Consider the following 26,880-nt stretch of genomic DNA (forward strand, 5'->3'; position numbering starts at 1 on the left):
AGCAAGCATGGATTCAGTGGCGGCAGAGGGGTTGGTGGTGCGTCCATCGCGGGTCAGCGATGGTCCGTTCCTGCAGGGCCTGTACCAGGCGGCGCGGCCGGACCTGCAATGGATCGACGGCGACCCCGAACAGGTGCAGCAGGTGATTGCCCAGCAGTACCAGGTGCAGGAGCGAGGGTTGGGCGAGAACTTCCCCGACGCCATGCATTACGTCGTGGAAAAACTCGGCACCGCGATCGGCGCCTTGAGCACGGATTTCGGCCCCAATGAAATTCGCGTGCTGTACCTGGCCTTCATTCCCCAGGCGCGTGGGCAGGGGTACGGCCGGGCGGTGTTGCAAGGGGTGCAGAAAGCCGCGCAACAGATCCGCTGCCCGGTGGCGACCGTGGTCTGGGCCAGCAACCCCCATGCACGCCGGCACTACCTGGCGCTGGGTTTCGAAGTGCAAGAGCGCAACCCGGCGGCGGAGCGGTTGGTCTGGTATCCGAAAGGGAGCTGAACAGTGCCTGACTTGCCACCGGTTCAATGTGGGAGCGAGCTTGCTCGCGATGAGGGCGGTAAATCCAACTTGGATGCAAGCTGACCTTCCGCCATCGCGAGCAAGCTCGCTCCCACAAGGGACCATCAGTTTTTAGTTAAACGCGATGTAGAAATATCCCAGCGCCGGATCCCGTCCCATGGGCGGTATCCGTGACACGAACACCCCCTCGATCTTGCCCAGTTCCGGCACCTCCAGCCCGCAGAGACCGTCCACGAACGCGGTGCTTTCCAGACTGTTGAACTCGACGCTGAAGGGCATGCGCTCGGTGCTCGGCATCTTCGCCCGAGGTGTTTCTTCAAGGGTTTCGAAGCGCACCGGTAGGCAACTGCCGTCAGGCAGGGTCAGGCTGCCGGTCTGGCCCACCAGCGGTTGGAAATGGCGGCTATGAACCTGTTGCAGCATGTCGACACTCCAGTAGGCCGGAGGACCGCAGCCCTCCGGCGGTTCATCAGTTACGGGACGGGAAGTAGCCTTGAAGGGCGATGCTGAAGTTGATGGCCAGGAAGGGGTTCATGACGGCCAATGGCATGCCGTTGCCCGCGGGGGAAATCGTGCCGCTGACGGTCGTGCTGACACCTTGCAGCGGTACGGGCGAGGCACCGATCTGGTCGGAATAGATCGCCGCCGAGCCTGGCCCGGTGCCCGAGGTGCCGATGAATGAGTTGGTGGCCGTGGGAGTGTTCACTGGATTACTGGCCGGGTTCGCCAGTTGCAGGGTGGTCGAGGCGGTGACGCCCGTGAGGGTGTGGGTGTGGCTGGGCAGGTTGTTCAGCGTCGGGGTGACGTTTTCAGTGCCAGAGACCTCGCCGATGACGCGCGGGGTCAGGCCCAGGCCGTTGCCTTGGCCCAAGGGTAGGCGGCCTTGCAGGTTGGGCAGCATGAAGGTGGTCTGGCCATTGCCTCCGTACGTCACGCCGATCAAGGCGAACAAGGTCTGGTATTGAGAAAGGGAAAGCGTCTGCCCGTTGCACAGGGCCCAGTCCCTGGGCGCAAAGTTAAAGGCGAATGACTGGATCGTGCCGATGAATACTTCCATAGATTCCTCATCCTTCAGGTGATTGGTTTCGCAATGCCCGGCGCGTAAAGGACAAGAGTGCGATCAGCCCGACTCCTTCATTCCCTGGCCTGGTCACGCACGGCTGAGCGTAGACCGGGATGTTTGATTTTGCCGAGGGAAACGGGTGGAAAGTGTCGCGAAACGGCTTAATCGATTCAGGTTCACCGAGCGTCTCTACCGTCCATCTTTTTTACAGCTAGGGGCGAATCTGATGTCAAAGTACTACTAGGCGAAGATTGTTTCCTCGGCTACGCTTGGGCGATACGAAGGGACTACAAAACAGGTGAAGGGATTGCCGCAGTTTCACTTTATTTCCGGTTTACCGCGCTCAGGCTCGACCCTGCTTTCTGCCATTTTGTTGCAGAACCCGCGCTTTCATGCCGGCATGACCAGTCCCGTCGGTTCGCTGTTCAGCAGCGTCCTGCAGCAATGCAGCGCCGGCAGCGAGTTCGGTTCGGTGATCGACACCGACCTGCGCCGCCGTCTGTTGCGTGGCCTCTTCGATTCCTACTACGCCGACAAAGCCGATAAACCGGTCATCTTCGACACCAATCGCCAATGGTGTGCCCGTTTGCCTGCCCTGCAGGACCTGTTCCCCCAGGCCAAGACCATCGCTTGCGTGCGCAACGTCGCCTGGATCCTCGACAGCCTGGAGCGCCTTTATCGCGCCAATCCGTTCGAGAACACCAAGCTGTTCAATGACGATGACGAGCGCAACACCGTCTACAGCCGCTGCGAAACCCTGGCCCAGCGCAATCGCCTGGTGGGGCTTGCCTGGACGGCGCTCAAAGAGGCCTATTACGGCGAGAACGCCGAGTCGCTGCTGATCGTTGACTACGACCTGCTGAGCCAGGCCCCCGAGCGGGTCATGCGCCTGGTGTACGAGTTCATCGGCGAGCCCTGGTTCGAACACGACTTCAATCACTTGACCTACGACGCCCCTGCCTTCGACCAGGCCTTGGGCGTTGCCGGCCTGCACAAGGTCAAGCCCAAGGTCGCGCCGCAAGCCCGGCGAACCTTGTTGCCGCCGGATCTGTTTGAAAAGTATGCCGAGCTGTCGTTCTGGCGCGATGGGTCCGCAAGCGCCGCCAATGTCATTCGTATGAAAACCGACGCCGCTGTCAGCTGACAGCGGTTTTTTTCATTTGCGTTCAAAAAGTTCGAGTCCAGGTGATCGTCATGTGGTGGAGCAAAGGCAAATCGCGGGTAACCGAGGGCGCGCAAGCCCTGGCATCGCCAATGATCATGTCCCTGGAGCCGCGAATGCTGTTCGACGGCGCGGTGGCCGCCACCGTGGCCGACGCCGCGCAAGCGGACGCGCAACCCACTGCCGAGGCGGCCAAGACGCCCACGGCGGACCAACCGGCCGACACCCATGCGCCCCAGGGCCAGGTCGATGCCACCCAGGCTGCCGTTCCGGGCAAATCCGTGGTGTTCGTCGATTCCCGGGTCAAGGACGCTGCCAACCTGCTCGAAGGCGTGGCGCCCGGGACCCAGGTGGTGCAACTGGATGCTACCAAGGATGGCCTGCAACAAATCGCCGATTATCTGGAGACCCACCAGGGCATCAGCTCGGTGCAGATCATCGCCCACGGTAACGCCGGTGATTTGTGGCTGGGCAACAGCTACCTGTCGGCGGACAACGTCCAGGCCCGCAGCGAAGTGCTGGCGCAGATCGGCCAGGACATGACTGCCGGCGGCGATATTCTCATTTACGGCTGCTACACCGCCGAAGGTGATCGTGGCCTTAGCCTGGTGAATTCGTTGGCACAGTTGACCGGCCGCGACGTGGCGGCTTCCGATGATCGCACTGGCGTCGGCGGCGACTGGGACCTGGAGATTGCCACCGGCAACATCGAGAGTGCCAACGTGCTCTCGGCCAATGCCATGAGCGAGTACCAATGGGGCCTGGCCACCTGGACCGCCACCAACAATGCCAATTCCGGCGTGGGCTCCCTGCGCGCCGCCCTGGCTTCTGCCCAGAACGGCGATATCGTCACCTTCAACAACAGCATGACCGTCGCCTTGACTCAGGTGCTGGTGGTGAACAAGAACGTCACGATCGACGGTGACCTCAACAACGACAACGTCGCCGATGTCACCCTGGACGGGCAGTTCCGCACCCAAGTGATCAACGTGACGGCCGGCACCACGGCCACCCTCGATGGCCTGGTGATTACCCGTGGCGTTGTGTCGGGCAACGGCGGTAACGGTGGTGATGATGCGCTGGTGGCCAAGGGCGGCGGGATCAACAATGCGGGTACCTTGACCCTGCGTAACGTCACGGTCACGGCTAACGTGGCGGCGGGCGGTGGCGGCGGCGGTGGTGTGACGCCGGAATACGCAGGTGGCGGTGGCGGTGGCGGTGGTGCGCTCGGCGGCGGGATCGGCGGGCGTGGCGGCGATACGCTCAACTCCTCGGGTTCCTTGGGCTCTACCAACCAGGGCGGTGCCGGTGGCGGCTTTTTCAACATCGGTGGTCGTGGCGGCTCCACGACCGGCGGTGCCGGCGGCGCTGTCTATGCCGGCTACAGCACCGGTTCCGCCGGCGGCACGGCCAGCAGCGGTGGCTTGTCCATCGGCGGTGGCGGCGGTGGCGACGGCTATAACGACATCGGTGGTGCCGGCGGTGGCGCGGTTGGCGGTATCTACAACGACACGGGCGCAACCCTGCGGATCATCGGCAACTCGGTCATCTCCAACAACATCGGAGCGGGCGGTGGTGGCGGTGGCGGCGGTGCTGGCGGCGGCTACACCCAGGCGGGCGGTGCCGGTGGCGTCGGTGTCGGCGCCATCTGGAACAAGGGTTCGATCCTGATGACCGCGGCCAACTTCGCGGCCCTGGCCGGCAACGTCGGGGGCAGCGGCGTCGGAGGAACGAGTGCCGGCACCGCGGGCGTTACGCCGGCGTCGGTGGCCAACGTCTATGGCGACGGCGGCACCATCAATACCAACTACGTGCCGGACGAAACGCCGCCCACCGCGACTGTCGTGGTGGCCAACACCAACCTGAACTCTGGCGGCACGTCGCAGGTGACCATCACCTTCTCCGAGGCGGTGACCGGGCTGACCGCGGCGGACCTGACCGTACAGAACGGCACCATCGGCACGCTGACCAGCGGCGACGGCGGCATCACCTGGACTGGCACGCTGACGGCGGCAAGCAATATCGCCGATACCACCAACATCATCACCTTGAATAACACCGGTGTGGCGGACCTGGCCGGTAACGCCGGGGTGGGCACCACCGATTCGAACAATTACGTGGTCAACGACACCGTGGCGCCGACGGCGTCCATCGTGGTATCCGACACGGCCCTCAGGAACGGTGAAACCTCGCTGGTGACCATCACTTTCTCCGAGGCGGTCAGCGGATTGACCACGGCTGACCTGACAGTGGCCAATGGCACCCTCAGCGGCCTGAGCAGCAGTGACGGCGGTATCACCTGGACAGCAACCTTGACACCCGACGCCGCTGTCACCGACACCACCAATCTGGTGGTGCTGAACAATACCGGTGTCGCGGACTTGAGTGGCAATGCCGGTGTCGGCACCACCAACTCCAACAACTATGCCATCGACACCGTGCTGCCGACCGCCACCATCGTGGTGGCCGACACGGCGCTGAGCGCCGGTGAAACGTCCTTGGTGACGATCACGTTCAACGAGGCGGTCAGTGGTTTCACCGCCGCGGACCTGACGGTGGCCAACGGTACGGTCACCGGGCTGAGCAGCAGCGACGGAGGTATCACCTGGACCGCAACGCTGACCCCGACCGCCAGCGTGACCGATACCACCAACCTGATTACATTGAACAACAGCGGCGTTGCCGACTTGTCCGGCAACGTCGGTACCGGCACCACCAGCTCGAACAACTACGCCATCGACACCCTGCGCCCGACCGCCACGATCGTGGTGGCCGACAACGCGCTGAACATCGGTGAAACCTCCCTGGTGACGATTACCTTCAGCGAGGCGGTGACGGGGTTCACCCTGGCCGACCTGACCGTTGCCAACGGTTCCCTGAGCGGGCTAAGCAGCAGCGACGGCGGTATCACCTGGACTGCAACGCTGACCCCAAGTGCCAGCATCAGCGATGCCACCAACCTCATTGTCCTGGCCAATACCGGCGTACTGGACGCGGCCGGTAACGCTGGCACCGGCACCACCAGTTCCAACAATTATGCCGTCGACACCGCGCGTCCGACCGCGACCATCGTCGTCGCCGATAACGCCTTGAGGGTCGGCGAAACGTCCCTGGTGACCATTACCTTCAGCGAAGCGGTGACTGGCTTCACCACCGCCGACCTGACAGTCGCCAACGGCACCCTGACCGGGTTGAGCAGCGGCGACGGCGGTATCACCTGGACCGCGACACTGACCCCGAGCGCCAGCATCAGCGACGCCACCAACCTGATCACCCTGGATAACACCGGCGTGGCGGACGCCGCCGGCAACGCCGGCAGCGGTACCACCGACTCCAACAACTATGCCATCGACACGGCGCGCCCCACCGCCACCATCGTCGTCGCCGATACGGCCGTCGCCCTGGGCGAAACCTCGGTGGTGACCATCACCTTCAACGAGGCGGTGACCGGCTTCACACTGGCTGACCTGACGGTCGCCAACGGTAGCCTGAGCGGGCTGAGCACCAGCGACAACATCACTTACACCGCCACCTTCACCCCGAGCGTCGGCACCAGCGATGCCACCAACCTGATCACGCTGAACAACACGGGCGTCGTGGATGGGGCGGGCAACGCTGGCAGCGGCACCACCGACTCCAACAACTACGTCGTCGATACGCTGCGCCCGACCGCGACCATCGTAGTTGCCGACAACGCCCTGAGCGTCGGCGAAACGTCGCTGGTCACCATCACCTTCTCCGAGGCGGTGACGGGCTTCGACAATTCGGACCTGAGCGTGGCCAATGGCACCCTGAGCGCGGTCAGCAGCAGCGATGGCGGCCTCACCTGGACCGCCACGTTCACCCCGGCCCTGGGGGTCAGCGACACCTCCAACGTCATCACCCTGAACAACACCGGCGTCAGCGATGCCGCAGGCAATACCGGCACCGGCACGACCAACTCCAACAACTACCAGGTCGACACCAACGTACCGACGGCGACCATCGTGATTGCCGACAGCACACTGAGCATCGGCGAGACGACATTGGTCACTGTGACGTTCAACTCGGCGGTCAGCGGTTTCGACAATTCGGACCTGACTATCAGCAACGGCACGCTCAGCACCATGAGCAGCACCGACGGCGGCGTCACCTGGACGGCCACGTTCACGCCGAGCGCGAGCATTTCCGATACCAGCAACGTGATCACCCTGGACAACACCGGCTTGATCAACGGCGCGGGCAATGCGGGCGTCGGCACCACCGATTCCAACAACTACGTGGTCGACACCGTGCGCCCCACCGCGACCATCGTCGTGGCCGACCCAACCGTTGCCATTGGCGAAACCTCGCTGGTGACCATTACCTTCAGCGAGGCCGTGACGAGCTTCACCCTGGCTGACCTGACAGTGGCCAATGGTTCCCTGAGCGGGCTGAGTACCAGCGACAACATTACCTTCACCGCGACCTTCACCCCGAGTGCGGGGATCAGCGACAGCACCAACCTGATCAGCCTCAACAGTGGATCGATCGCCGATGTGGCGGGCAACATCAACACCGGCACTGCGGATTCGAACAACTACGCTGTCGATACCCTGCGTCCGACCGCGACCATCGTGATGGCCGATAGCAACCTCAGCGTCGGCGAGACTTCATTGGTGACCATCACCTTCAGCGAAGCGGTCAGCGGCTTCGACAATTCAGACCTGAGCGTGGCCAACGGCACCCTGAGCGCCGTGAGCAGCAGCGATGGCGGCATCACCTGGACGGCGATCTTCACCCCGGCCACCGGCACGCGGGACGCCACCAACCTGATCGTCCTGAACAACAGCGGCGTGAGCGACGCGGCCGGCAACGCCGGTACCGGCACCAGCAACTCCGCCAACTACACCGTCGATACCCAGGTGCCGACGGCGACCATCGTGGTGGCCGATACGTCCCTGAGCATCGGTGAAACCAGCCAGGTGACGATCACCTTCAACGAAGCGGTGAGCGGTTTCGACAACAGCGACCTGACCGTCAGCAACGGCACGCTGAGCAACGTGTCGTCCTCCGACGGCGGCGTCACGTGGACGGCCACGTTCACACCGAGTGCGAGCATTGCCGATACCAGCAACCTGATCACCCTGGACAATACCGGTGTCGTCAACGTCTCAGGCAACGCTGGCGTCGGCACCACCGATTCGAACAACTACGCGATCGACACCGTGCGCCCGACCGCGACCATCGTCGTCGCCGACACCGACACCGCCATCGCCGCGGGCGAGACCTCGCTGGTGACCATCACCTTCAGCGAGGCCGTGACGGGCTTCACCACTGCCGATCTGACCGTTGCCAACGGGACCCTCAGCGGGTTGAGCAGCAATGACGGCGGCATTACCTGGACCGCGACCTTCACGCCTGCCGCTGGCATCACGGACACCAGTAATGTCATTACCCTCGCCAATGGCGGCGTCGCCGACCTGGCGGGCAACGTCGGCAGCGGCACCACCGATTCGAACAACTACAGCGTCGACAGCCAGCGTCCGACCGCCACCATCGTACTGAGCGATTCGGTGTTGAAACGCGGGTGAAACCGCCCAGGTGACCATCACCTTCAGCGAGGCGGTGACCGGCTTCAGCAACGCTGACCTGACAGTGGCCAACGGCACCCTGAGCGCCGTCAGCAGCAGCGATGGCGGCCTGACCTGGACCGCGACCTTCACGCCAACCCTGGGCGTGACCGACGCCACCAACCTGATCAGCCTGGATAACACCGGCGTAAGCGATGCGGCCGGCAACACCGGGGCAGGTACCACCGACTCAGCCAACTATGCGGTCCAGACGCAGGTACCGACTGCCACGATCGTGGTGGCTGACAGTGCATTGCAGATAGGGGAAACCTCACAGGTCACCATTACCTTCTCGGAAGCGGTCAGCGGTTTCGATAACGCCGACCTGAGCGTGAGCAACGGCACGCTGAGCAACGTCTCGTCCTCCGATGGCGGCGTGACCTGGACGGCGACGTTCACCCCGAGCGCGAACATTACCGACACCAGTAACCTGATCACGCTGGACACCAGCGGCGTGGTCAACGCCTCGGGCAACAGCGGTGTCGGCGTGGTGAACTCCAACAACTTCGCGATCGACACGGCTCGTCCTGGCGCGACCATCTCCCTGGGCGATACCACCCTGGGCATCGGCCAGAGCACCACCGTGACCATCAGCTTCACCGAGGCGGTGTCCGGTTTCGACTTGTCGGACCTCAGCGTGGCCAATGGTGTGCTGTCCAACCTCACCAGCAGCGACGGCGGCCTGACCTGGACGGCGACCCTGACGCCCACCGCAGGCGTCAGCGATGCCACCAACCTGATCCTGCTGGACACCAGCAACGTGCAGGACCTCGCCGGCAACGTCGGGGCAGGCATTGCGATCTCCAGCAACTACGCGCTCGATGCCACCCGGCCGACAGCGACCATCGTGGTGGCCGATCCGAACCTGACCGTGGGCGAGACGACCCAGGTCACCATCACCTTCAGCGAGGCGGTGAGCAATTTCGATCTGTCGGACCTCAGCGTCACCAACGGCGAGCTGACCAACCTGACCAGCAGCGACGGCGGCAGGACCTGGACCGCGACGTTCACGCCCACGCTGAACCTTACTGACCCGAGCAATTTCATCGCCCTGGACACCAGCAACGTCAGCGACCTGACCGGCAACGCCGGGGCCAGCGTGGCGGTGTCCAACAACTATGCGATCAACACCGTGGTACCCAACGATGTGAAGCCGCCGCCGGAGTTCCTGACGTCCGACCCGGTCACGGTTATCCCGCCGTCCGAGGCGCCGCTGCAGCCAATCGTCTTTACCCCGCCGACCGGCAACCTCGGTTCGCCGCTGGGGTTCCCGCCGCTGTTCGAGCAACGGGACGTGGGCGGTGGCCTCAAGCCGATTGGGGATATTTTCATCAACCGGGGCCAACTGGCCCCTAGCTATATCGCCCAGGTTTTCAGCGCTGACGCCGCTGGCGATGGTTCTGGCCAGGGGTTCCTGGGTTTTGGTGGGGGCGATGGCGGGGTGTTCGGCAGCAGCACGCTTTCGACCCTGTTCACCCAGGACTCAGCTTCCGAGGGCGACTCGATGGATGCCTTCGGCAGCCAGTCAATGCAGGGCGGCGATGTATCCCAAGGGCTGCGCGGGATGTTCGGCGCTCCGACCTTGGGCCAACAGCTGCAACAGCTCAAGGATACTGAACAGCGTCAGGTCGATAGCCTGGCAACGGCATTACTACAGGTCGGCATCAGCCAAGCGCTGGCCTGAATTCTAAAAAATATTGGGGCAGCCAGGGGCAATCCAGGGAATGAATAGAAGTCAGAAGTTGTTCGGTATGAGTTTGCTGGCGCTGGTGGTGAGTGGATGTGCGGTCACCAGCGATCCGATCGAGCGCAGCGTCAGCGAACAGCGCGCTCGAACTGACCTGCAGAATATGTACAAGGATCAGGAGCCGCTGAGCGGCCCCCTGACCCTGCACCAGGCCATGGCCCGGGCGGTGAAGTACAACCTCGAAGGTCGTTTGAAGATCATGGAGGAGGCCCTGGCCAAGCGTCAGCTGGACCTGGCCAGTTTCGACATGCTGCCACGCATGGCCCTGGACGCCGGTTACGTGGGCCGTAACAACGTCAGCGCCTCCAGCAGCCAGAGCGTGGAAACCGGTACCCAATCCCTGGAACCGTCGACCTCCCAGGACCGTGACCGCGAAGTAGCGGACCTGACCATGGTCTGGAACGTGCTCGATTTCGGTGTGAGCTACATCAGTGCCAAGCAGGCCGGGGACCAGCGCCTGATCGTGCAGGAACGCCGACGCAAGGTGATCAACACCATCGTCCAGGACGTGCGTTCGGCCTACTGGCGCGCCATGGCCGCCGAGCGCCTGCTCAAGCAGATCGACAGCCTGATGGTGAGGGTCGACGCGGCGCGGGGCAACAGCCAGAGCATGAGCGAACAGCGCATCGGCGACCCGGTGCAGGCCCTGGGTTACCAGCGCTCGCTGATCCAGGCCACCCGCCAGCTGGAAGAACAGCGCCGGGCGCTGTCCCTGGCCAAGACCGAACTGGCGACCCTGATCAACTTGCCCTTGGGCACCGAGCTGACCCTGGCGACCCAGGATGAATACACCATCCCGGAACTCAAGGTCGACCTGGCCCGTCTCGAACAGGAAGCCCTGGCCAGCCGCCCGGAACTGCGCGAGCAGGATTACCAGACCCGCATCACTGCCGCCGAAACCCGCAAGGCCATGTTGCGCCTGCTGCCGGGGCTGGAGTTTTCCGCCGGCGGACACTACGACAGCAACTCGTTCCTGGTGGAGCAGGGCTGGGCTGACTATGGCGTGAAAGTCACCTGGAACCTGTTCAACGTGATCTCCGCCCCGGCGGCCATCGACGTGGCCAAGGCCGGTGAAGAAGTCGCGTCGGCGCGGCGCCAGGCGATGTCGATTGCCGTGCTGGCGCAGCTGTACGTGGCCAATGCCAACTATCGCGAAGCCCTGCGCCAGTTCAAGACCAGCCAGCAACTGTCGGACATCGACGGGCAGATCGTTGGCCAGTTGCGCAGCCGTCACCAGGCCGCGGGCATTGGCGAGCTGGACCTGATCCAGGGCGAACTGAACACCTTGCAGGCTGATCTGCGCCGGGACCTGGCCTATGCCGACCTGCGCAACGCCTACGGTCAGATCTTCGCCAGCGCCGGCCTCGATCCAATGCCGAACGAAGTGCAATCGACCGCGGTGCAATCGATCGCCACGGCGCTGGCTAACCGCGAAGCGGCCTGGGCCCAAGGCGATATCACCGTGCCGAAGACGGCCGCGGTGACTCAATGACCGGGTGCTGCCATGACGCGCCCGGCGTTTTCCCGGCTGCCGGTGGCGGTGAACCTGCCGTTGCTGTTGCAGGCACTGGCGGCCATTGAAGACACACGCTGGCAAGGGCATTTCAACCGTGCCTATTACAGCGGCGACTGGAGCGGGGTGGCGCTGATTTCGGCGGCGGATACCGTCACCGAACTGTCGCCCGGGCGTGGTCAGCCAAGCCAGCGTGCGCCTTGGCTGGCGGACGGTCGTTGGAATGAGGCGTTGCGCGACTGGCCCCTGGAGATCGTCTCGGCCCGGCTGCTGCGGCTGGGTCCCGGTGGGTGCATCCACGAGCATCGCGACTATGACCTGGGCGGGCCGGACGCCGACCTGCGCCTGCACGTTCCGTTGCTCAGCCCACCTGATGTGGACTTTTTCCTGGATGGACAAATCATTCCGCTGACGGCCGGCGAGTGCTGGTTTCTCGACTTGGTGCGGCCTCATCGGGTGGTTAACCGAAGTGCTCATTCGCGGGTTCATCTGGTGCTCGACTGTCGCCCCGGACCGTGGCTGGTCCAGCAGATTGCCGATGGGCTGCGCACCACACCCGCTGCGTGCGTCAGGCAAAGCGATTTCGCCCGTTTTCAGCAGCGCGTGGCAAGCGACCCTGACCTCGCCCGCACCTTGCGGAGCCTGCACGACCTCGACGCTTTCATTGAATCCACCCTGGCGCTGGGGGCCGAACGAGGGCTTCATTTCACCCTGGAAGAAGTGCGTGCCGCCATGCGCAACGGTCGTCAGCAGTGGAGAACCCCGTGGAAGACCTGAATCTGCACGGTTGGTTACCGATCCGCCTATGGCAAGAGGCCGGGCAGTGGTGGGTCGATTGGTGCTGGTTCGGCGACGCGCGTCTGTCACAGCCGTTCTTTGGCGATGCGGTGGAAGACGCCCTGCGCCTGCCCTTCAACCAGGCGTTCCGCCGCCGGACGCCCTTGGATGCACTTGGTCAGTGGCAACGCCAAACCCCGGGACTTGAGCCCAGCGCATTCATTTTCCATGCCTCCCGTTGCGGCTCGACATTGATCAGCCAGATGCTTGCCCAGTTGGACGACCATATTGTTATCTCGGAACCGCCACCTCTGGATACGCTGCTGCGCGGTGATTTGCCAGCGGTCCAGCGGTGTGTGGCACTCAAGGGTTTGATGTCGGCCTACGGGCAGCGCCGCCGAGGTGTGGAGCAACGCCTGGTGGTCAAGCTCGACGCCTGGAACATTGGTGAACTGCCACTGCTGCGTGAGTGCTTTCCCGACACACCCTGGCTATTCGTGTACCGCGACCCCTTGGAAATTTCAGTCTCACACCTGCGGCGTCCTGGCGTGCACATGGTACCGGGGATGATCGGAGCGACGGTTCTGGACGATGGATTGCCGTTCGGCAGCCAGGAAGATTTCATCCCCCGTCGGGTGGGTCGGTTGCTGGGAACAGGCCTGGAACACTGCCGGGCATTGGCTGGGATGGCGGTCAACTACACCGAACTGCCCGAGGCGATGACGGGCAGGTTGGCGGCGTTTTTCGGGCTCGATGATGAGCAATGCGGGCACGTGTTCGCGACGGTGGGGCAGCATGCCAAGCAGCCGGCGCAGGCGTTTGTCGGCGACAGCGAGGACAAGCGCCGGGAGGCTTCGGCGCTGTTGCGTGAGCGGGTCCTGCGCTGGGCGCAGGAGCCTTATGAGGCGTTGAAGTCACTGCCCCTGTAGAGGGTGGCGAGGGGATCTATCCCCGCTGGTTGCGTAGCAGCCCTAAAGCAGTGAACTCAATCTTCCTGGCACACCGAGTCGGCTGGTTTTGGGGGCTGCTTCGCAGTCCAGCGGGGATAAATCCCCTCGCCACAAAGACAACCCCCGAGTCCATCGGGATGTTTATTCAAAGCCCAGTCGAGTCGGGAGTTGATTGGATTTTGAGCGGTCTGGCGGTCGGCGAGGGGCTAGACTGCCCAGGAACGAACCCGCCATCCATTCATGTCCAGGAGCCCCTATGGAACCGCCGATCCACACCCTTCGCGCATTGTTCAAGCAACTGGGCTTGCCCGATGACGCCATTGGCATTGACCAGTTCATCGCCACGCATTCACCTCTCAAGCCCGGGTTGCACTTGGCCGATGCGTTTTTCTGGAATGAGGGCCAGCGGCAAATGCTGCGCGAGGAAATCCTCGAGGATGCGGACTGGGCGGAAGTGATAGACCAGTTGGATGTGTTGTTGCGCAAGGGGCGTGGCGAACGACCTGCCTGAGAGAACTGTGGGAGACCTGTGGGAGCGAGCTTGCTCGCGATAGCGAACGGTCAGTCGACATTGATGTAACAGGCACACCGCTATCGCGAGCGAGCTCGCGATAGCGGTGTGCCTGTTATTCGTTTTAAGTATTAACAAATAGCTTCTTATTCCTTAAATAATATAGCCCTCCTCCCTATACTCGTCCGGGAACAGACACGCAGGAGAGCTCCCATGCGCAACGAATCGATTCGCTACCTGATTGTGCCGGGCTGGCAAGGATCGCCGGAAAATCATTGGCAAACCCACTGGCAGAACAGCCTGCCCAACAGTGCCAGGGTCGAGCAGGCCGACTGGGTGACGCCCCGGCGTGAAGACTGGGTCGCGGCGCTGGCCGAGGCCGTGGCCGCCGACAGCACGCCGGTGATCCTGATTGCCCATAGCCTGGGTTGCATCACGGTGGCCCATTGGGCCGCCACTGCGCCGGTGCAGTTTTTGCGGCAGGTGCGTGGAGCGTTGCTGGTGGCGCCGGCGGATGTCGAGCGGCCAGCCTGCGTCCCGGCGCTGCGCAACTTCGCGCCGATTCCCAGTGATCTGTTGCCTTTCCCAAGCCAGGTGGTCAGTTCCGACAACGACGACGCCGTGAGTGCCCCGCGTGCCCTGGAACTGGCGCGCAACTGGGGGGCCGAGGCCGGGATCCTGGCGGGAGCGGGGCACATCAACGTGAAGTCTGGCCACCAGCGTTGGGAGCAGGGTTTCGCTTATCTCTATCGTCTGCAAAACCGCATGGAGCATCACGCCCTGCGTCGCGCCTGAATTTTTAGCGCCCCCCGTCTCCCGGCGGTCTGGGGCGGGAGCCTGCCATGAGTTTGCATGAAACCTTCGGTCAGCCCTTGCTGACCTTTCCCGACGCGGAAAAAAGCCCCCTGAGCATTCGCGCCAAGGCGCTGGTGTTCGTCGACCCTCGTTCACGACAGTTGCGCCAGGAGTTGGAGCAACTGGCGCCCCGAGCGATCTCGGTGCTGATACGCGGCGAAACCGGTAGCGGCAAGGAACTGCTGGCCCGGCATATCCATCGTGAAAGCGATCGCGGCGGATTGTTTGTGTCGGTCAACTGCGGCGCCATCAGCCCGACCTACGCCGACGCCGAACTGTTCGGTTATGCCGCCGGCAGCTACAGCGGCTCGGCCAGCAGCCGGGCCGGTTGGTTCGGTTCGGCCAACGGCGGCACCCTTTACCTGGATGAAATCGGCGATTTGCCGCTGCCGATCCAAATCAAGTTGTTGGCGGCCCTGGAGAACCACGAAGTCACCCGTGTCGGTGCCCACCAGCCCAGCCCGGTGGATGTCCGCCTGGTCGCGGCCACCAGCATCGACCTGGCGCAAGCGGTGGCGGCCGGGAAATTCCACGAACGGCTCTACCACTACCTGGGCGAAGGCCAGCTGGAACTGCCGGCCCTGCGCGAACGGGTGGGCGATATTCTGTCCCTGGCCGAATACTTCCTGGGCATCTACAGCCAGCGACTCGGCTTGGCCGTGCCGCTGATCAGTGAAGCGGCGCAGCATGCCCTCGAACAGCACAGTTGGCCGGGCAACACCCGCGAGTTGGAAAACGTCATTCACTTCGCATTGCTGGTCAGCACCGGTGACGAGATTTTACCCGAGCACCTGAATTTGCCGCCCCAGCCTTCAGTGCCGGAACTGATCGAGCAGCAAGTGGCGCAGGTCATCGCAGGGGGATCGGAAGGTGAGCGTGCCGCACTCAAGGAGCTGCTCAGTCGATTGGGCTCGACGCTGTAAGTGTGGCTGACCCGCTCTTGTGGCGAGGGAGCTTGCTCCCGCTGGGCTGCGTAGCGGCCCCAAGATCTTGCGGTTCCTGCGCAACCGAGCGGGAGCAAGCTCCCTCGCCACAAAAGCGGTGTTAGCTATATGAGCAAAATGAATATGAACTTGAACAAAAGATATTGTTAAGGAATAAAAAATATCGGTATTGTCCGCATCACGCCAGCGATAGCACTTCACTGGCACACCCTCATTTAGCCGTCGTCCATGACGACTGTGATTTTCGATAAGGACACTGCATGAAAAAGGTTCTGTTGTTCACCGCATTGGCGGCAGCCCTGGCGTCGGGCTTGGCCCAGGCCGCAGAGAAACTGGTCGTGGCCGCCACGCCGGTGCCCCACGCTGAAATCCTCGAGCTGATCAAGCCAACCCTGGCCAAGGAAGGCGTGGACCTGGAAATCAAGGTCTTCACCGACTACGTCCAACCCAACGTGCAGGTTGACCAGAAACGCCTGGACGCCAACTACTTCCAGACCCTGCCGTACTTGAAGAACTTCAACGAAGGCAAAGGCACGAACCTGGTGACCGTGATCGGTGTTCACGTCGAACCGTTCGGTGGCTACTCGAAGAAGTACAAGACGCTGGCTGACCTGCCAAACGGCGCGACCATCGCGCTGCCTAACGAAGGCAGCAACAGCGGCCGTGCGCTGATCCTGTTGCAGAAGGCTGGCCTGATCGAGTTGAAAGACCCGAAAAACGCTTTGGCGACGCCGAAAGACATCGCCAAGAACCCGCACAACTTCAAGTTCAAGGAACTGGAATCGGCCATGCTGCCGCGGGTGCTGGACCAGGTCGATCTGGACCTGATCAACACCAACTATGCCCTGGAAGCGGGTCTTAATCCGGCCAAGGATGCCTTGGTGATCGAAGGCTCGGATTCGCCTTACGTCAACTTCCTGGTGGCCCGTCCGGACAACAAGGACAGCCCGGCCATCCAGAAACTGGCCAAGGCCCTGACCAGCCCTGAAGTGAAGGCGTTCATCGAAAAGAAATACAGCGGCGCGGTACTGCCGGCGTTCTGATTCGCGCGGTAAACCCTTTCATGGTTTCAAACGCCGACGGCTGATACAGCGTCGGCGTTTTTTTATTGTGGGAGCTTGCTCGTGATGGCGGTTCATCAATGAGCACTGATGTGACTGACAGGCCGCTATCGCGAGCAAGCTCGCTCCCACAGGGGGTAGATCAGGCTGCCCCGCTCTTCAACGCCCTGCGCAACGCCATCAACAATTTCAATATGTCCTGCGGTTCCAGTCGCTGCGGCACTTTTACGTCAGCCATGTTTTCTTCCTTGTAATGGTGAGGGGGATGGCGAAAAAAGATCCTCCCTGCGGCGCAAGGAAAATAGTCGTCTTTGCTCTTCGCGGCAAATCCAGGGGATAGTTTTTTGCGTGATATCAATATGCTTTAACGGTATTTAAATTGCTGTTCTTATGCCATTAAAGTTAGTGTCTGCCGAGCAGCTATCCGCTGCGCATGGATTGCACGACCGCCGCTTACCGAGTGGCGTCCAGGATGTTCAATGAACTTCGATTACGCTTTTATCCTCAGCACCCTCCCGGCGTTTCTCAAGGCCGTGGGCGTGACGCTGCAAGTTGGCCTTATCGCCATCGCCACCTCGCTGCTGGTGGCGCTCGTGAACGCAACGATCCTGGTGTCGCGCACACCTTACCTGCAACGCCTGGTGGGGCTGTATGTGGAGCTGGCCCGCAACACGCCGCTGCTTATCCAGTTGTTCTTCGTCTACTTCGCCTTGCCGGCGCTGGGCATCAGGGTGTCGGGGTTTGCGACGGCGATCATCACCATGACGTTCCTCGGCGGTGCCTATCTCACGGAAGTGCTGCGTGCGGGCGTGGACGCGGTGCCCCAGGCGCAATTGGAATCCGGTCGTTCCATCGGCCTGTCCCACGGGCAGTTGCTGCGCTACGTGATCCTGCCGCAGGCCGGGATCCTCAGCCTGCCGTCGTTGTTCGCCAACTTCATTTTCCTGCTCAAGGAGACCACCGTGGTCTCGGCCGTGGCAGTGCCGGAGATTCTCTACACCACCAAAAGCTACATCGCGCTCTACTACAAGACCTACGAAATGCTCGCCGTGCTGACGCTGATTTGCGTGCTGCTGTTCTTGCCGCTGTCGCTGCTGCTCAGCCGCCTGGAAAGGAGGCTCCAGCATGGCCAGTTCGGGTCTTGAGTTGCTGTGGGTGTCGTTGCCGCAACTGGGCAAGGGCGCCGCGCAAACCTTGTCGATTTCCTTCCTGAGCATCGCCCTCAGCACCGTGGGCGGCGTGCTTTATGGGGTGTTGCGAACGTTGGGCGTCAAAGGCGTGGATGTCGTTCTGCGGGTCTACCTGGAGTTGTTCCGAGCGATTCCGGTGCTGGTCTGGTTGTACCTGCTGTTCTTCGGCCTGCCGATCTTTTTCGGCCTGAGCCTTCCAAGCTTTTGGTGCGCGGTCCTGGTGTTGTCGTTGTGGGGCGCCAGTGAGGTGGGTGAAGTGGTACGCGGTGCATTGCATTCGCTGCCGCGCGGCCAGCGCGAGGCGGGCTTGTCCATTGGCCTGAACGGTCCGCAGCTCTACGGCCATGTGCTGTTGCCGCAAGCGCTCAGACGCATGACTCCGCCGACCATCAACGTCTACACGCGCATCATCAAGACCAGCTCCCTGGCCGTGCTGATCGGCGTGGTGGACGTGATCAAGGTCGGCCAGCAGATCATCGAGCGCACCTACGAGTCCGTGCTGATCTACGGCGCGCTGTTCCTGTTTTTCTTTTTTATCTGCTACCCGCTCTCGGCCGCCTCCCGCGTGCTGGAACGGCGCTGGACGCAAGCATGAGCGCATTGATCGAGTTCAAGGGTTTCAACAAGTTTTTCGGTGAGCAGCAGGTGCTGGATGGTATCGATCTGCAAGTGCAGTCGGGCGAAGTGATCGTCATCCTCGGCCCCAGTGGTTGCGGCAAAAGTACTTTGCTGCGTTGTCTCAATGGGCTGGAAGTGGCCCACAGCGGCAGCTTGGCATTCGCCGGTCGCGAGTTGCTGGACAAGGGCACCGACTGGCGCGAAGTACGGCAGCAGATCGGCATGGTATTCCAGAGCTATCACCTGTTCCCGCACATGAGCGTGCTCGATAACCTGCTGCTCGGCCCGCTCAAAGTGCAAAAACGCGACCGCCGCGAAGCGCGCGCACAGGCCGAAGCCTTGCTGGCGCGGGTGGGGCTGCTGGACAAGCGCGATGTCTTTCCCCGCCAACTCTCCGGCGGCCAACAGCAACGTATCGCCATCGTGCGTTCGCTGTGCATGAACCCCAAGGTCATGTTGTTCGATGAGGTCACCGCCGCCCTTGATCCGGAAATGGTCAAGGAAGTGCTGGACGTCATCCAGGGCCTGGCCCGCGAAGGCATGACGCTGTTGATCGTCACCCACGAAATGGCCTTCGCCCGCGCCGTGGCTGACCGCATCGTGTTCATGGACGCCGGGCGGATCCTTGAACAAAACCCTCCCGAGATTTTCTTTACGAACCCGCAAACCGCACGAGCGCAGCAGTTCCTGGAGAAGTTCTCCTACGTCGCCGCACTACCCAAAACGACTCAAACAAAGGAACTGGAACTGTCATGAAAACTGCCAAGTCTTCTCTGCTGCTACTGCCGTTGCTCGCCGCCGCTTTGCTGGTCGGCTGCAATAAAACCGAAGAACCGCCGAAGCCGAACGTTGCCAGCCCAAGCGCCGCGTCGACCAGCTACCTGGACAAAATCAAGGCGCGGGACAAATTGATCGTCGGCGTCTTCACCGACAAGCCACCGTTTGGCTTCGTCGATGAGGCGGGGCGTTATGTCGGCTTCGATACCGACATCGGTCGTCGATTCGCCAAGGACCTGCTCGGCGATGAAAACAAGGTCGAGTTCGTCGCGGTCGAACCGGCGAGCCGGATTCCGTTCCTGCAAAGTGACAAGGTCGACCTGATCCTGGCCAACATGACGGTGACCCCGGAGCGCAAGGAAGCGGTGGAATTCACCAACCCGAACCTGAAAGTCGCGGTGCAGGCGCTGGTGCCACACGCCAGCGCGGTGAAAAGCCTCGATGACCTGGCGAGCCGCACCACCATTGTCACCACCGGCACCACGGCGGACATCTGGCTGACCAAAAATCACCCGGACTGGAAACTGCTCAAGTTCGAGAAAAATTCCGAGTCCTTGCAAGCCCTGGCCAACGGGCGTGGCGATGCCTATGCCCAGGACAATCTGGTGCTATTCAGTTGGGCCAAGCAGAACCCCGGCTATCGCGTGCTGGAGCAGACACTGGGCGCCGAAGCGCCGATTGCGCCGGCGGTGAAGAAAGGCAACATCGAGCTGCGTGATTGGGTCAATGCCGAGTTGGCGAAGTTGGGTGAAGAGAAGTACCTGCTCAAGCTGTACGACCAATACGTGCGCAAGGAACTGAGCGATGACACCAAGCCGGAGAGTGTGATTGTCGAGGGTGGCAAATGGCAGGGGTGATTCTCTGAGGGTTGTGTAGACCGTCAGAGCGCCTTCGCGAGCAAGCTCGTCCCACAGGGGGAATTGTATGTGGGAGCGAGCTTGCTCGCGATCCGGTTTACAGGCGCCACTCAATCTGGCCAGTGCCACGCCGGCTCATCCAGCGCCCGCTGCCCGACGATCCCGGTCTGTCCAAGGTCTTTCTCCAGCACGATGCAATTGCACTGCTCATCCTGTTCCAGGGCGGCGATCAGGCGCGTGGCGTGGGACACGACCCAGACCTGGCAATTTGCCGAGGCGCGGATGATCAACCGCGCCAGGGCCGGCAACAGGTCCGGGTGCAGGCTGGTTTCCGGTTCGTTGAGCACCATCAGCGAAGGCGGTCTTGGGGTGAGCAGGGCGGCCACCAGCAACAGATAGCGCAGGGTCCCGTCCGACAGTTCGGCGGCGGACAGCGGTCGCAGCAGGCCATGTTGTTGAAACGCGATGGCGAAACGTCCGCCTTGCAGTTTCTCGATGTTCAGGCGGGCACCGGGGAACGCGTCGCCGATGGCGGCATGCAGGGCTTCGTCGTCACCGATTTCAAGGATGGTCTGCAGGGCGGCGGCCAGGTCGCGTCCGTCGTGGTGCAGCACTGGCGTACGGGTGCCCAGTTGCGGTTGGCGCACCGGGGCGTCGGCGTCGCTGCGAAAATGGTCATAGAAGCGCCAGCGACGAATGAACTCGCGCATCTGCAGGACCTCCGGCGAAGTGCGCAGACTGCCGACCTGGTCGAACAGGCTGTCGAAGGTGGGCGTGTGCTGGGCCAGCACATCCCAGGAACGGCCTTCGCGGGCACGGATCATCGGCCCGTTGCGGTCCACCAGCAGGCTGGCGGGCCGAAACACCGGGCCGGCCCAGATGCATTCGCGCTTGATTTCAGGGTCCAGCGAGAACGCTGAACTGCTGGGCTCCGGCAAGCCCAGGGCGATCGAATAGCTGAAGTCTTCCCCGGCGAAGCCCAGGCGCAGGCGCTTGGTGCCCTGGCGCACAATCGCCTGGACCGGCACCTCGCCGTTACGCATGCGGCGGCTGATTTCCTCCGGGCCGGCCCAGAAGGTCGAGTCGAGTCCGCCTTCACGGGCCAGGGCATTGACCACCCCACCCTGGGCCGTTTCGGCCAGCAGGCGCAGGGCGCGGTACAGATTGGATTTGCCGCTGCCGTTGGGGCCGGTGATCAGGTTCAGCCGGCCCAGGGGAATGACCAATTTATTGATCGATCGGTAGTTGGCCACCGCCAATGTCTTGAGCATGCCTGTTTCCTTGCACGGGCGTCAGGAGCAAGTCTGCCCGATTGCTGTGCTTTCAGTGAACCCTGTTCTAAGCTCACAGTCGTATCGTCACTGGTACGTCCGTACAACGCAAAGGAGTCTGCATGACTGGTCCCGGAATCAAATGGGTTATTGGTTTGGGCGTGTGTGCATTGTTGACGGGGTGCGGTGACAAGAAGCCCGAAGAAAAAGCCCTGCCACGGGTTTTCGTGCAGCAAGCCGTGCCCAGTGAATACGCAGCCTCGGTGACCCTGACCGGCGATGTCCAGGCGCGGGTGCAGGCCGATCTGTCGTTTCGTGTGGGCGGCAAGATCATCGAGCGCAAGGCCGATGTCGGTGACCGGGTCTCGGCCCGACAAGTGCTGGCCCGGCTCGATCCCCGGGACCTGCAGACCAACGTCGACTCCGCCGAGGCCCAGGTGGCTGCCGAGCAGGCGCGGGTCAAGCAGAGTGCGGCGGCGTTCGTGCGCCAGCAGAAACTCCTGCCCAAGGGCTACACCAGCCAGAGCGAATACGACGCGGCCCAGGCTCAGCTGCGCAGCAGCCAGAGTGCGCTGACCGCCGCCCAGGCCCAATTGGCCAACGCCCGTGAGCAATTGAGCTACACCGCGCTGATTGCCGAGGCACCGGGCATCATCACCGCGCGCCAGGCGGAAGTCGGCCAGGTGGTGCAGGCCACGGAGCCGATCTTCAGCCTGGCCCGGGACGGCGAGCGCGACGCGGTGTTCAACATCTACGAATCGCTGTTGAGCGAACCATCGTCGGACCCTGCAATCACCATCAGTCTGCTGGATGACCCCGCCGTCAAGACCACCGGCACGGTACGCGAAATCACTCCCGCGGTGTCTGCCCAGACCGGCACCGTGCAGGTCAAGGTCACCCTCAAAGATTTGCCCGAAGGCATGCGCCTGGGGTCGGTGGTCAGCGCCACGGCCAAGTCCGCCGGCAAGACCGCCTTCGAGCTGCCTTGGTCGGCCCTGACCAAGAACCTCAGTGAGCCGGCCGTGTGGCTGGTGGATGGTGAGGGCAAGGCGCAGTTGCAAACGGTGACGGTCGGCCGCTATCTGACCGGCAAGGTCATCATCAGCGACGGCCTCAAGGGTGGTGAGAAAGTCGTCACCGCGGGCGGGCAGTTGCTGCACCCCGGTGTACGCGTCGAGATCGCTGAAAACACGTATGGAAAAGCCACGCCGGGAGTCCAGCCATGAAGCGTTTATGGATGGTTTTGGCCGGCCTGTTGCTGGCCGCCTGCTCCAAGGAAGAAGCACCGCCCGAACCGGTGCGCCCGGTGTTGTCCGTTGAGGTCCAGGCCCTTGACCAGCAGGCACTCGGGCGGTTCGCCGGGAATATCCAGGCGCGATACGAGAGCAACGTGGGTTTCCGCGTGCCAGGCCGCATCGCCAGCCGCAATGCCGATGTCGGTGCTGAAGTGAAGAAGGGCGACTTGCTCGCTACGCTCGACCCCACCGACCAGCAGAACCAGTTGCGCGCCGCCCAGGGCGATCTGGCGCGGATCGAGGCGCAGTACATCAATGCCCAGGCCAATGCCCGTCGCCAGCAGCAATTGTTCGACCGTGGCGTTGGGGCCCAGGCGCAACTGGACATCGCCCAGACCGATCTGAAAACCACCGGCGCCTCTCTCGAGCAGGCCCGAGCCTCGGTGGAGCAGGCCCGCGACCAGCTCAACTACAGCGAACTGCGTACCGACCACGACGCCATCGTCACTGCCTGGAATGCCGAAGCCGGGCAGGTGGTCACCGCCGGCCAACAAGTGGTGACCCTGGCCCGCCCGGACGTCAAGGAGGCGGTGATCGACCTGCCGGCCGGGCTGGTCGAGCGCCTGCCCACGGACGTGGTGTTCGAGGTGGCGGCGCAATTGGACCCGACTATCCACACCAGCGCTATCGTGCGCGAGATCGAACCCCAGGCCCAGAGCGCTACCCGTACCCGCCGCGCGCGCCTGACGCTGACTGACACACCGCCAGGTTTTCGCCTGGGCACGGCCATCAGTGTGACCCTGAGCTCGACCATCGAACCGCGCATCGAGCTGCCGTTCAGCGCAGTGCAAGAGATCGACGGCAAGGCGCGCATCTGGCTCATCGACCCGCAGAGCCAGACCGTCTCCCCCCGCGAAGTACGGATTCTCGAACGCTCCAACGATGCGGTGCTGGTGGCCAACGGCATCAAGGCCGGCGACCGCGTGGTCAGCGCCGGCGTGAACAGCCTCAAGCCGGGGCAGAAAGTGAAACTCGACGAGGACGCACGATGAAAGGGCCTTTCAACTTATCCGAATGGGCCCTGCGGCATCAGTCGTTCGTCTGGTACCTGATGTTCGTGGCGCTGTTGATGGGCGTGTTCTCGTACATGAACCTGGGGCGGGAGGAAGACCCCTCGTTCACCATCAAGACCATGATCATCCAGACCCGCTGGCCGGGCGCGACCCAGGAAGAAACCCTCAAGCAGGTCACCGACCGCATCGAGAAGAAACTCGAAGAGCTCGACTCCCTCGACTACGTCAAAAGCTACACTCGTCCGGGCGAATCCACGGTGTTCGTGTACCTGCTCGACACCACCGGGGCCAAGGACATCCCCGAGATCTGGTACCAGGTACGCAAGAAGATCGACGACATTCGTGGCGACTTCCCCCAAGGGCTGCAAGGCCCGGGTTTCAACGACGAGTTCGGTGACGTGTACGGTTCGGTGTACGCCTTCACCGGTGACGGTCTGTCGATGCGTCAGTTGCGCGACTACGTGGAGCAGGTGCGCGCCGAGATTCGCGACGTGCCTGGGTTGGGCAAGGTGGAAATGCTCGGCGAGCAGGATGAAGTGCTGTACCTGAACTTCTCCACGCGCAAACTCGCTGCGCTGGGCATCGATCAACGTCAGGTGGTGCAGAGTCTGCAATCGCAGAATGCCGTGACGCCGGCCGGGGTGATCGACGCGGGGCCGGAGCGGATTTCCGTACGTACGTCCGGGCAGTTCCAGTCGGAAAAAGACCTGGCCAATGTCAACCTGCGGCTCAATGACCGGTTCTATCGACTGGCCGACATCGCCGACATCAGCCGGGGTTATGTCGACCCCGCCACACCGATGTTCCGCTTCAACGGCACGCCGGCCATTGGCCTGGCCATCGCGATGAAGAAGGGTGGCAACATCCAGGATTTCGGCAAGGCGCTGCATGCGCGCATGAACGAACTGACCGCCGACCTGCCGGTGGGCGTTGGCGTGCACACCGTTTCAGACCAGGCCGAGGTGGTGGAAGAGGCCGTCGGCGGCTTTACCAGCGCCTTGTTCGAGGCGGTGATCATTGTACTGGTCGTCAGCTTCATCAGCCTTGGCGTACGGGCTGGGCTGGTGGTGGCCTGTTCAATTCCACTAGTGCTGGCGATGGTCTTCCTGTTCATGGAATACAGCGGTATCACCATGCAGCGGATTTCCCTCGGCGCGTTGATCATCGCTCTCGGACTGCTGGTGGACGACGCGATGATCACCGTGGAGATGATGGTCACGCGCCTGGAAAAAGGTGACAGCAAGGAACAGGCCGCGACCTTTGCCTATACCTCGACGGCGTTCCCGATGCTCACCGGGACCCTGGTGACCGTCGCCGGTTTCGTGCCCATCGGCCTGAATGCCAGCTCTGCCGGTGAGTACACCTTTACCCTGTTTGCGGTGATCGCGGTAGCGATGCTGGTGTCGTGGATCGTCGCGGTGTTGTTTGCCCCGGTGATCGGTGTGCATATTCTCAGCACCAACGTCAAATCCCACAGCGCCGAGCCGGGACGGATCGGCCGAGCCTTCAACGGCGGCCTGCTGTGGGCGATGCGCAATCGCTGGTGGGCCATCGGCATCACGATATTGCTGTTTGTGCTGGCGGTGTTTTGCATGCGCTTCGTGCAGAACCAGTTTTTTCCATCGTCGGACCGACCGGAAATCCTGGTGGACCTCAACCTGCCGCAAAACGCCTCGATGGACGAGACCCGCAAAGCCGTCGACCGCCTGGAAGCGACCCTCAAGGGTGACCCGGACATCGCGCGGTGGAGCACCTACATCGGCGAAGGCGCGATTCGCTTCTACCTGCCGCTGGACCAGCAATTGCAGAACCCCTACTACGCGCAGCTGGTGATCGTCAGCAAGGGCCTGGAGTCGCGCAACGCCCTGACCGAACGCCTGCAAAAGCGTCTGCGCGAGGATTTCGTCGGCATTGGCAGTTACGTGCAGGCCCTGGAAATGGGACCGCCGGTGGGCCGGCCGATCCAGTATCGGATCAGTGGCAAGGACGTCGACCAGGTGCGCAAGCACGCCATCGAGCTGGCCACCGAGCTGGACAAGAACTCGCACATCGGCGAAATCATTTACGACTGGAACGAGCCGGGCAAGGTCCTGCGCATTGATATCGCCCAGGACAAGGCGCGGCAATTGGGCTTGTCTTCCGATGATGTGGCCAGGCTGATGAACAGCATCGTCAGCGGCTCGCCAGTGACCCAGGTCAACGACGATATCTACCTGATCGACGTGGTCGGCCGCGCAGAGGATGCCGAGCGCGGTTCGCCGGAAACCCTGCAGAACTTGCAAATCGTCACGCCGAGCGGTACCTCGATTCCGCTGCTGGCGTTCGCCACGGTGCGTTATGAACTGGAGCAGCCGCTGGTATGGCGTCGCGACCGCAAGCCGACCATCACCATCAAGGCCGCAGTGCGCGACGAGATCCAGCCCACCGACCTGGTGAAGCAACTGCAACCGGACATCGACAAGTTCGCTGCCGGCCTACCGGTGGGTTACAAGGTCGCCACGGGCGGTACGGTGGAAGAAAGCAGCAAGGCCCAAGGGCCGATCGCCAGTGTCGTGCCGCTGATGCTGTTTCTGATGGCGACCTTCCTGATGATCCAGTTGCACAGCGTGCAGAAATTGTTCCTGGTGGCGAGCGTCGCGCCCCTGGGGTTGATTGGCGTGGTGTTGGCGCTGGTGCCGACGGGCACGCCCATGGGCTTCGTGGCGATCCTCGGGATCCTCGCCTTGATCGGCATCATCATCCGTAACTCGGTGATCCTGGTGACCCAGATCGATGAATACGAACGTGACGGCTACGAGCCCTGGGACGCGGTGGTGGAGGCCACCGAACACCGGCGCCGACCGATCCTGCTCACGGCCGCCGCGGCGAGCCTGGGGATGATCCCGATTGCCCGGGAGGTGTTCTGGGGGCCGATGGCCTACGCGATGATCGGCGGGATCATCATCGCCACGCTGCTGACACTGCTGTTCCTGCCGGCGCTGTATGTGGCCTGGTACAAGATCCGCGAGCCCAAGCGCGATTGATCGTCATTGCAACGAGAACTGCCATGCACTGCTTCTGTGGCGAGGGAGCTTGCTCCCGCTGGGCCGCGAAGCGGCCCCATAAGGGCTGCTGCGCAGCCCTATCGCGAGCAAGCTCGCTCCCACAGGGATCCCAGTGAGCACA

At 62.6% G+C, this 26,880-nt stretch carries 21 protein-coding genes; 18 read left to right on the forward strand and 3 right to left on the reverse strand.

The features are described 5' to 3' along the window. Positions 1–7: 7 nt before the first annotated feature. A complete protein-coding gene (locus tag AB7M32_RS05630; protein WP_454249319.1) occupies positions 8–499 on the forward strand; it encodes a GNAT family N-acetyltransferase in 492 nt (163 codons plus the stop codon). A 132-nt stretch (positions 500–631) separates the two neighbouring features. Here the strand turns inward: AB7M32_RS05630 and AB7M32_RS05635 are convergent, their stop codons facing one another. Together AB7M32_RS05635 and AB7M32_RS05640 are read right to left on the reverse strand one after the other, a co-directional pair. Then, entirely contained in the window at positions 632–943 is a 312-nt protein-coding gene (locus AB7M32_RS05635; RefSeq protein ID WP_454249320.1) for a DUF6916 family protein, read from the reverse strand. Between the two features lie 46 nt (positions 944–989). Beyond that, the gene (locus tag AB7M32_RS05640) at positions 990–1,577 is read right to left on the reverse strand and encodes a phage tail protein (protein WP_072409287.1); all 588 of its coding nucleotides are present in this window, start codon (positions 1,575–1,577) and stop codon (positions 990–992) included. Positions 1,578–1,881: 304 nt separating this feature from the next. On the opposite strand from AB7M32_RS05640, the gene AB7M32_RS05645 reads away from it, so the two are divergent. The 14 genes from AB7M32_RS05645 to AB7M32_RS05710 all read left to right on the forward strand — a co-directional run bounded on the left by AB7M32_RS05645 (position 1,882) and on the right by AB7M32_RS05710 (position 20,136). Beyond that, on the forward strand, positions 1,882–2,727 hold the full coding sequence (locus AB7M32_RS05645; RefSeq protein ID WP_407807112.1) for a sulfotransferase family protein: 846 nt from the start codon (positions 1,882–1,884) through the stop codon (positions 2,725–2,727). A 50-nt stretch (positions 2,728–2,777) separates the two neighbouring features. After that, positions 2,778–8,297: an Ig-like domain-containing protein gene (locus AB7M32_RS05650; RefSeq protein WP_454249321.1), complete on the forward strand. Its 5,520-nt coding sequence runs from the start codon at positions 2,778–2,780 to the stop codon at positions 8,295–8,297. A gap of 10 nt (positions 8,298–8,307) precedes the next feature. Continuing rightward, on the forward strand, positions 8,308–10,020 hold the full coding sequence (locus AB7M32_RS05655) for an Ig-like domain-containing protein (protein ID WP_454249322.1): 1,713 nt from the start codon (positions 8,308–8,310) through the stop codon (positions 10,018–10,020). A gap of 40 nt (positions 10,021–10,060) precedes the next feature. After that, positions 10,061–11,575, forward strand: coding sequence for a TolC family protein (locus AB7M32_RS05660; protein ID WP_454249323.1), 1,515 nt, complete (start codon positions 10,061–10,063; stop codon positions 11,573–11,575). A gap of 12 nt (positions 11,576–11,587) precedes the next feature. Continuing rightward, a complete protein-coding gene (locus AB7M32_RS05665; RefSeq protein WP_454249324.1) occupies positions 11,588–12,373 on the forward strand; it encodes an aspartyl/asparaginyl beta-hydroxylase domain-containing protein in 786 nt (261 codons plus the stop codon). Continuing rightward, positions 12,361–13,302: a sulfotransferase family protein gene (locus AB7M32_RS05670; protein WP_454249325.1), complete on the forward strand. Its 942-nt coding sequence runs from the start codon at positions 12,361–12,363 to the stop codon at positions 13,300–13,302. The genes AB7M32_RS05665 and AB7M32_RS05670 overlap by 13 nt, the downstream gene beginning before the upstream one ends. Positions 13,303–13,579: 277 nt before the next feature. Continuing rightward, complete coding sequence (locus AB7M32_RS05675; RefSeq protein ID WP_092169346.1) at positions 13,580–13,834, forward strand: DUF2789 domain-containing protein; 255 nt, start codon at positions 13,580–13,582, stop codon at positions 13,832–13,834. A 213-nt stretch (positions 13,835–14,047) separates the two neighbouring features. Then, a complete protein-coding gene (locus AB7M32_RS05680; RefSeq protein WP_060739717.1) occupies positions 14,048–14,629 on the forward strand; it encodes an alpha/beta hydrolase in 582 nt (193 codons plus the stop codon). Between the two features lie 47 nt (positions 14,630–14,676). Then, positions 14,677–15,612: a sigma 54-interacting transcriptional regulator gene (locus tag AB7M32_RS05685; protein ID WP_454249326.1), complete on the forward strand. Its 936-nt coding sequence runs from the start codon at positions 14,677–14,679 to the stop codon at positions 15,610–15,612. A 281-nt stretch (positions 15,613–15,893) separates the two neighbouring features. Continuing rightward, complete coding sequence (locus tag AB7M32_RS05690; protein ID WP_454249327.1) at positions 15,894–16,676, forward strand: MetQ/NlpA family ABC transporter substrate-binding protein; 783 nt, start codon at positions 15,894–15,896, stop codon at positions 16,674–16,676. Positions 16,677–17,173: 497 nt separating this feature from the next. Then, on the forward strand, positions 17,174–17,839 hold the full coding sequence (locus tag AB7M32_RS05695) for an amino acid ABC transporter permease (RefSeq protein ID WP_454249328.1): 666 nt from the start codon (positions 17,174–17,176) through the stop codon (positions 17,837–17,839). Next, positions 17,820–18,479, forward strand: a complete 660-nt coding sequence (locus AB7M32_RS05700) for an amino acid ABC transporter permease (RefSeq protein WP_092446074.1) — start codon at positions 17,820–17,822, stop codon at positions 18,477–18,479. The genes AB7M32_RS05695 and AB7M32_RS05700 overlap by 20 nt, the downstream gene beginning before the upstream one ends. Beyond that, positions 18,476–19,258: an amino acid ABC transporter ATP-binding protein gene (locus tag AB7M32_RS05705; RefSeq protein ID WP_454249329.1), complete on the forward strand. Its 783-nt coding sequence runs from the start codon at positions 18,476–18,478 to the stop codon at positions 19,256–19,258. The genes AB7M32_RS05700 and AB7M32_RS05705 overlap by 4 nt, the downstream gene beginning before the upstream one ends. Beyond that, entirely contained in the window at positions 19,255–20,136 is an 882-nt protein-coding gene (locus AB7M32_RS05710) for a transporter substrate-binding domain-containing protein (protein WP_454249330.1), read from the forward strand. Before AB7M32_RS05705 ends, AB7M32_RS05710 begins: the two co-directional genes overlap by 4 nt. 110 nt (positions 20,137–20,246) lie before the next feature. Here the strand turns inward: AB7M32_RS05710 and AB7M32_RS05715 are convergent, their stop codons facing one another. After that, positions 20,247–21,407, reverse strand: a complete 1,161-nt coding sequence (locus tag AB7M32_RS05715) for an AAA family ATPase (protein WP_454249331.1) — start codon at positions 21,405–21,407, stop codon at positions 20,247–20,249. Between the two features lie 122 nt (positions 21,408–21,529). On the opposite strand from AB7M32_RS05715, the gene AB7M32_RS05720 reads away from it, so the two are divergent. From AB7M32_RS05720 to AB7M32_RS05730, 3 genes are read left to right on the forward strand one after another with little or no spacing between them, the layout of a single operon-like run. Further along, positions 21,530–22,633, forward strand: a complete 1,104-nt coding sequence (locus AB7M32_RS05720; RefSeq protein WP_454249332.1) for an efflux RND transporter periplasmic adaptor subunit — start codon at positions 21,530–21,532, stop codon at positions 22,631–22,633. Next, positions 22,630–23,694, forward strand: a complete 1,065-nt coding sequence (locus AB7M32_RS05725; protein WP_454249333.1) for an efflux RND transporter periplasmic adaptor subunit — start codon at positions 22,630–22,632, stop codon at positions 23,692–23,694. Before AB7M32_RS05720 ends, AB7M32_RS05725 begins: the two co-directional genes overlap by 4 nt. Next, complete coding sequence (locus AB7M32_RS05730; protein WP_454249334.1) at positions 23,691–26,738, forward strand: efflux RND transporter permease subunit; 3,048 nt, start codon at positions 23,691–23,693, stop codon at positions 26,736–26,738. The genes AB7M32_RS05725 and AB7M32_RS05730 overlap by 4 nt, the downstream gene beginning before the upstream one ends. The last annotated feature ends 142 nt before the right edge of the window (positions 26,739–26,880 follow it).

This window comes from Pseudomonas sp. R151218B TE3479 (genome assembly GCF_053629195.1).

What these genes read in the sequence shown, in the direction of transcription:
- AB7M32_RS05725 (WP_454249333.1), top strand. Translation starts at nt 22,630, where the DNA reads ATGAAGCGTTTATGGATGGTTTTGGCCGGCCTGTTGCTGGCCGCCTGC.
- AB7M32_RS05630 (WP_454249319.1), top strand. Translation starts at nt 8, where the DNA reads ATGGATTCAGTGGCGGCAGAGGGGTTGGTGGTGCGTCCATCGCGGGTC.
- AB7M32_RS05635 (WP_454249320.1), bottom strand. Translation starts at nt 943, where the DNA reads ATGCTGCAACAGGTTCATAGCCGCCATTTCCAACCGCTGGTGGGCCAG.
- AB7M32_RS05710 (WP_454249330.1), top strand. Translation starts at nt 19,255, where the DNA reads ATGAAAACTGCCAAGTCTTCTCTGCTGCTACTGCCGTTGCTCGCCGCC.
- AB7M32_RS05680 (WP_060739717.1), top strand. Translation starts at nt 14,048, where the DNA reads ATGCGCAACGAATCGATTCGCTACCTGATTGTGCCGGGCTGGCAAGGA.
- AB7M32_RS05665 (WP_454249324.1), top strand. Translation starts at nt 11,588, where the DNA reads ATGACGCGCCCGGCGTTTTCCCGGCTGCCGGTGGCGGTGAACCTGCCG.
- AB7M32_RS05685 (WP_454249326.1), top strand. Translation starts at nt 14,677, where the DNA reads ATGAGTTTGCATGAAACCTTCGGTCAGCCCTTGCTGACCTTTCCCGAC.
- AB7M32_RS05720 (WP_454249332.1), top strand. Translation starts at nt 21,530, where the DNA reads ATGACTGGTCCCGGAATCAAATGGGTTATTGGTTTGGGCGTGTGTGCA.
- AB7M32_RS05700 (WP_092446074.1), top strand. Translation starts at nt 17,820, where the DNA reads ATGGCCAGTTCGGGTCTTGAGTTGCTGTGGGTGTCGTTGCCGCAACTG.
- AB7M32_RS05675 (WP_092169346.1), top strand. Translation starts at nt 13,580, where the DNA reads ATGGAACCGCCGATCCACACCCTTCGCGCATTGTTCAAGCAACTGGGC.
- AB7M32_RS05690 (WP_454249327.1), top strand. Translation starts at nt 15,894, where the DNA reads ATGAAAAAGGTTCTGTTGTTCACCGCATTGGCGGCAGCCCTGGCGTCG.
- AB7M32_RS05650 (WP_454249321.1), top strand. Translation starts at nt 2,778, where the DNA reads ATGTGGTGGAGCAAAGGCAAATCGCGGGTAACCGAGGGCGCGCAAGCC.
- AB7M32_RS05715 (WP_454249331.1), bottom strand. Translation starts at nt 21,407, where the DNA reads ATGCTCAAGACATTGGCGGTGGCCAACTACCGATCGATCAATAAATTG.
- AB7M32_RS05695 (WP_454249328.1), top strand. Translation starts at nt 17,174, where the DNA reads ATGAACTTCGATTACGCTTTTATCCTCAGCACCCTCCCGGCGTTTCTC.
- AB7M32_RS05705 (WP_454249329.1), top strand. Translation starts at nt 18,476, where the DNA reads ATGAGCGCATTGATCGAGTTCAAGGGTTTCAACAAGTTTTTCGGTGAG.
- AB7M32_RS05640 (WP_072409287.1), bottom strand. Translation starts at nt 1,577, where the DNA reads ATGGAAGTATTCATCGGCACGATCCAGTCATTCGCCTTTAACTTTGCG.
- AB7M32_RS05660 (WP_454249323.1), top strand. Translation starts at nt 10,061, where the DNA reads ATGAATAGAAGTCAGAAGTTGTTCGGTATGAGTTTGCTGGCGCTGGTG.
- AB7M32_RS05730 (WP_454249334.1), top strand. Translation starts at nt 23,691, where the DNA reads ATGAAAGGGCCTTTCAACTTATCCGAATGGGCCCTGCGGCATCAGTCG.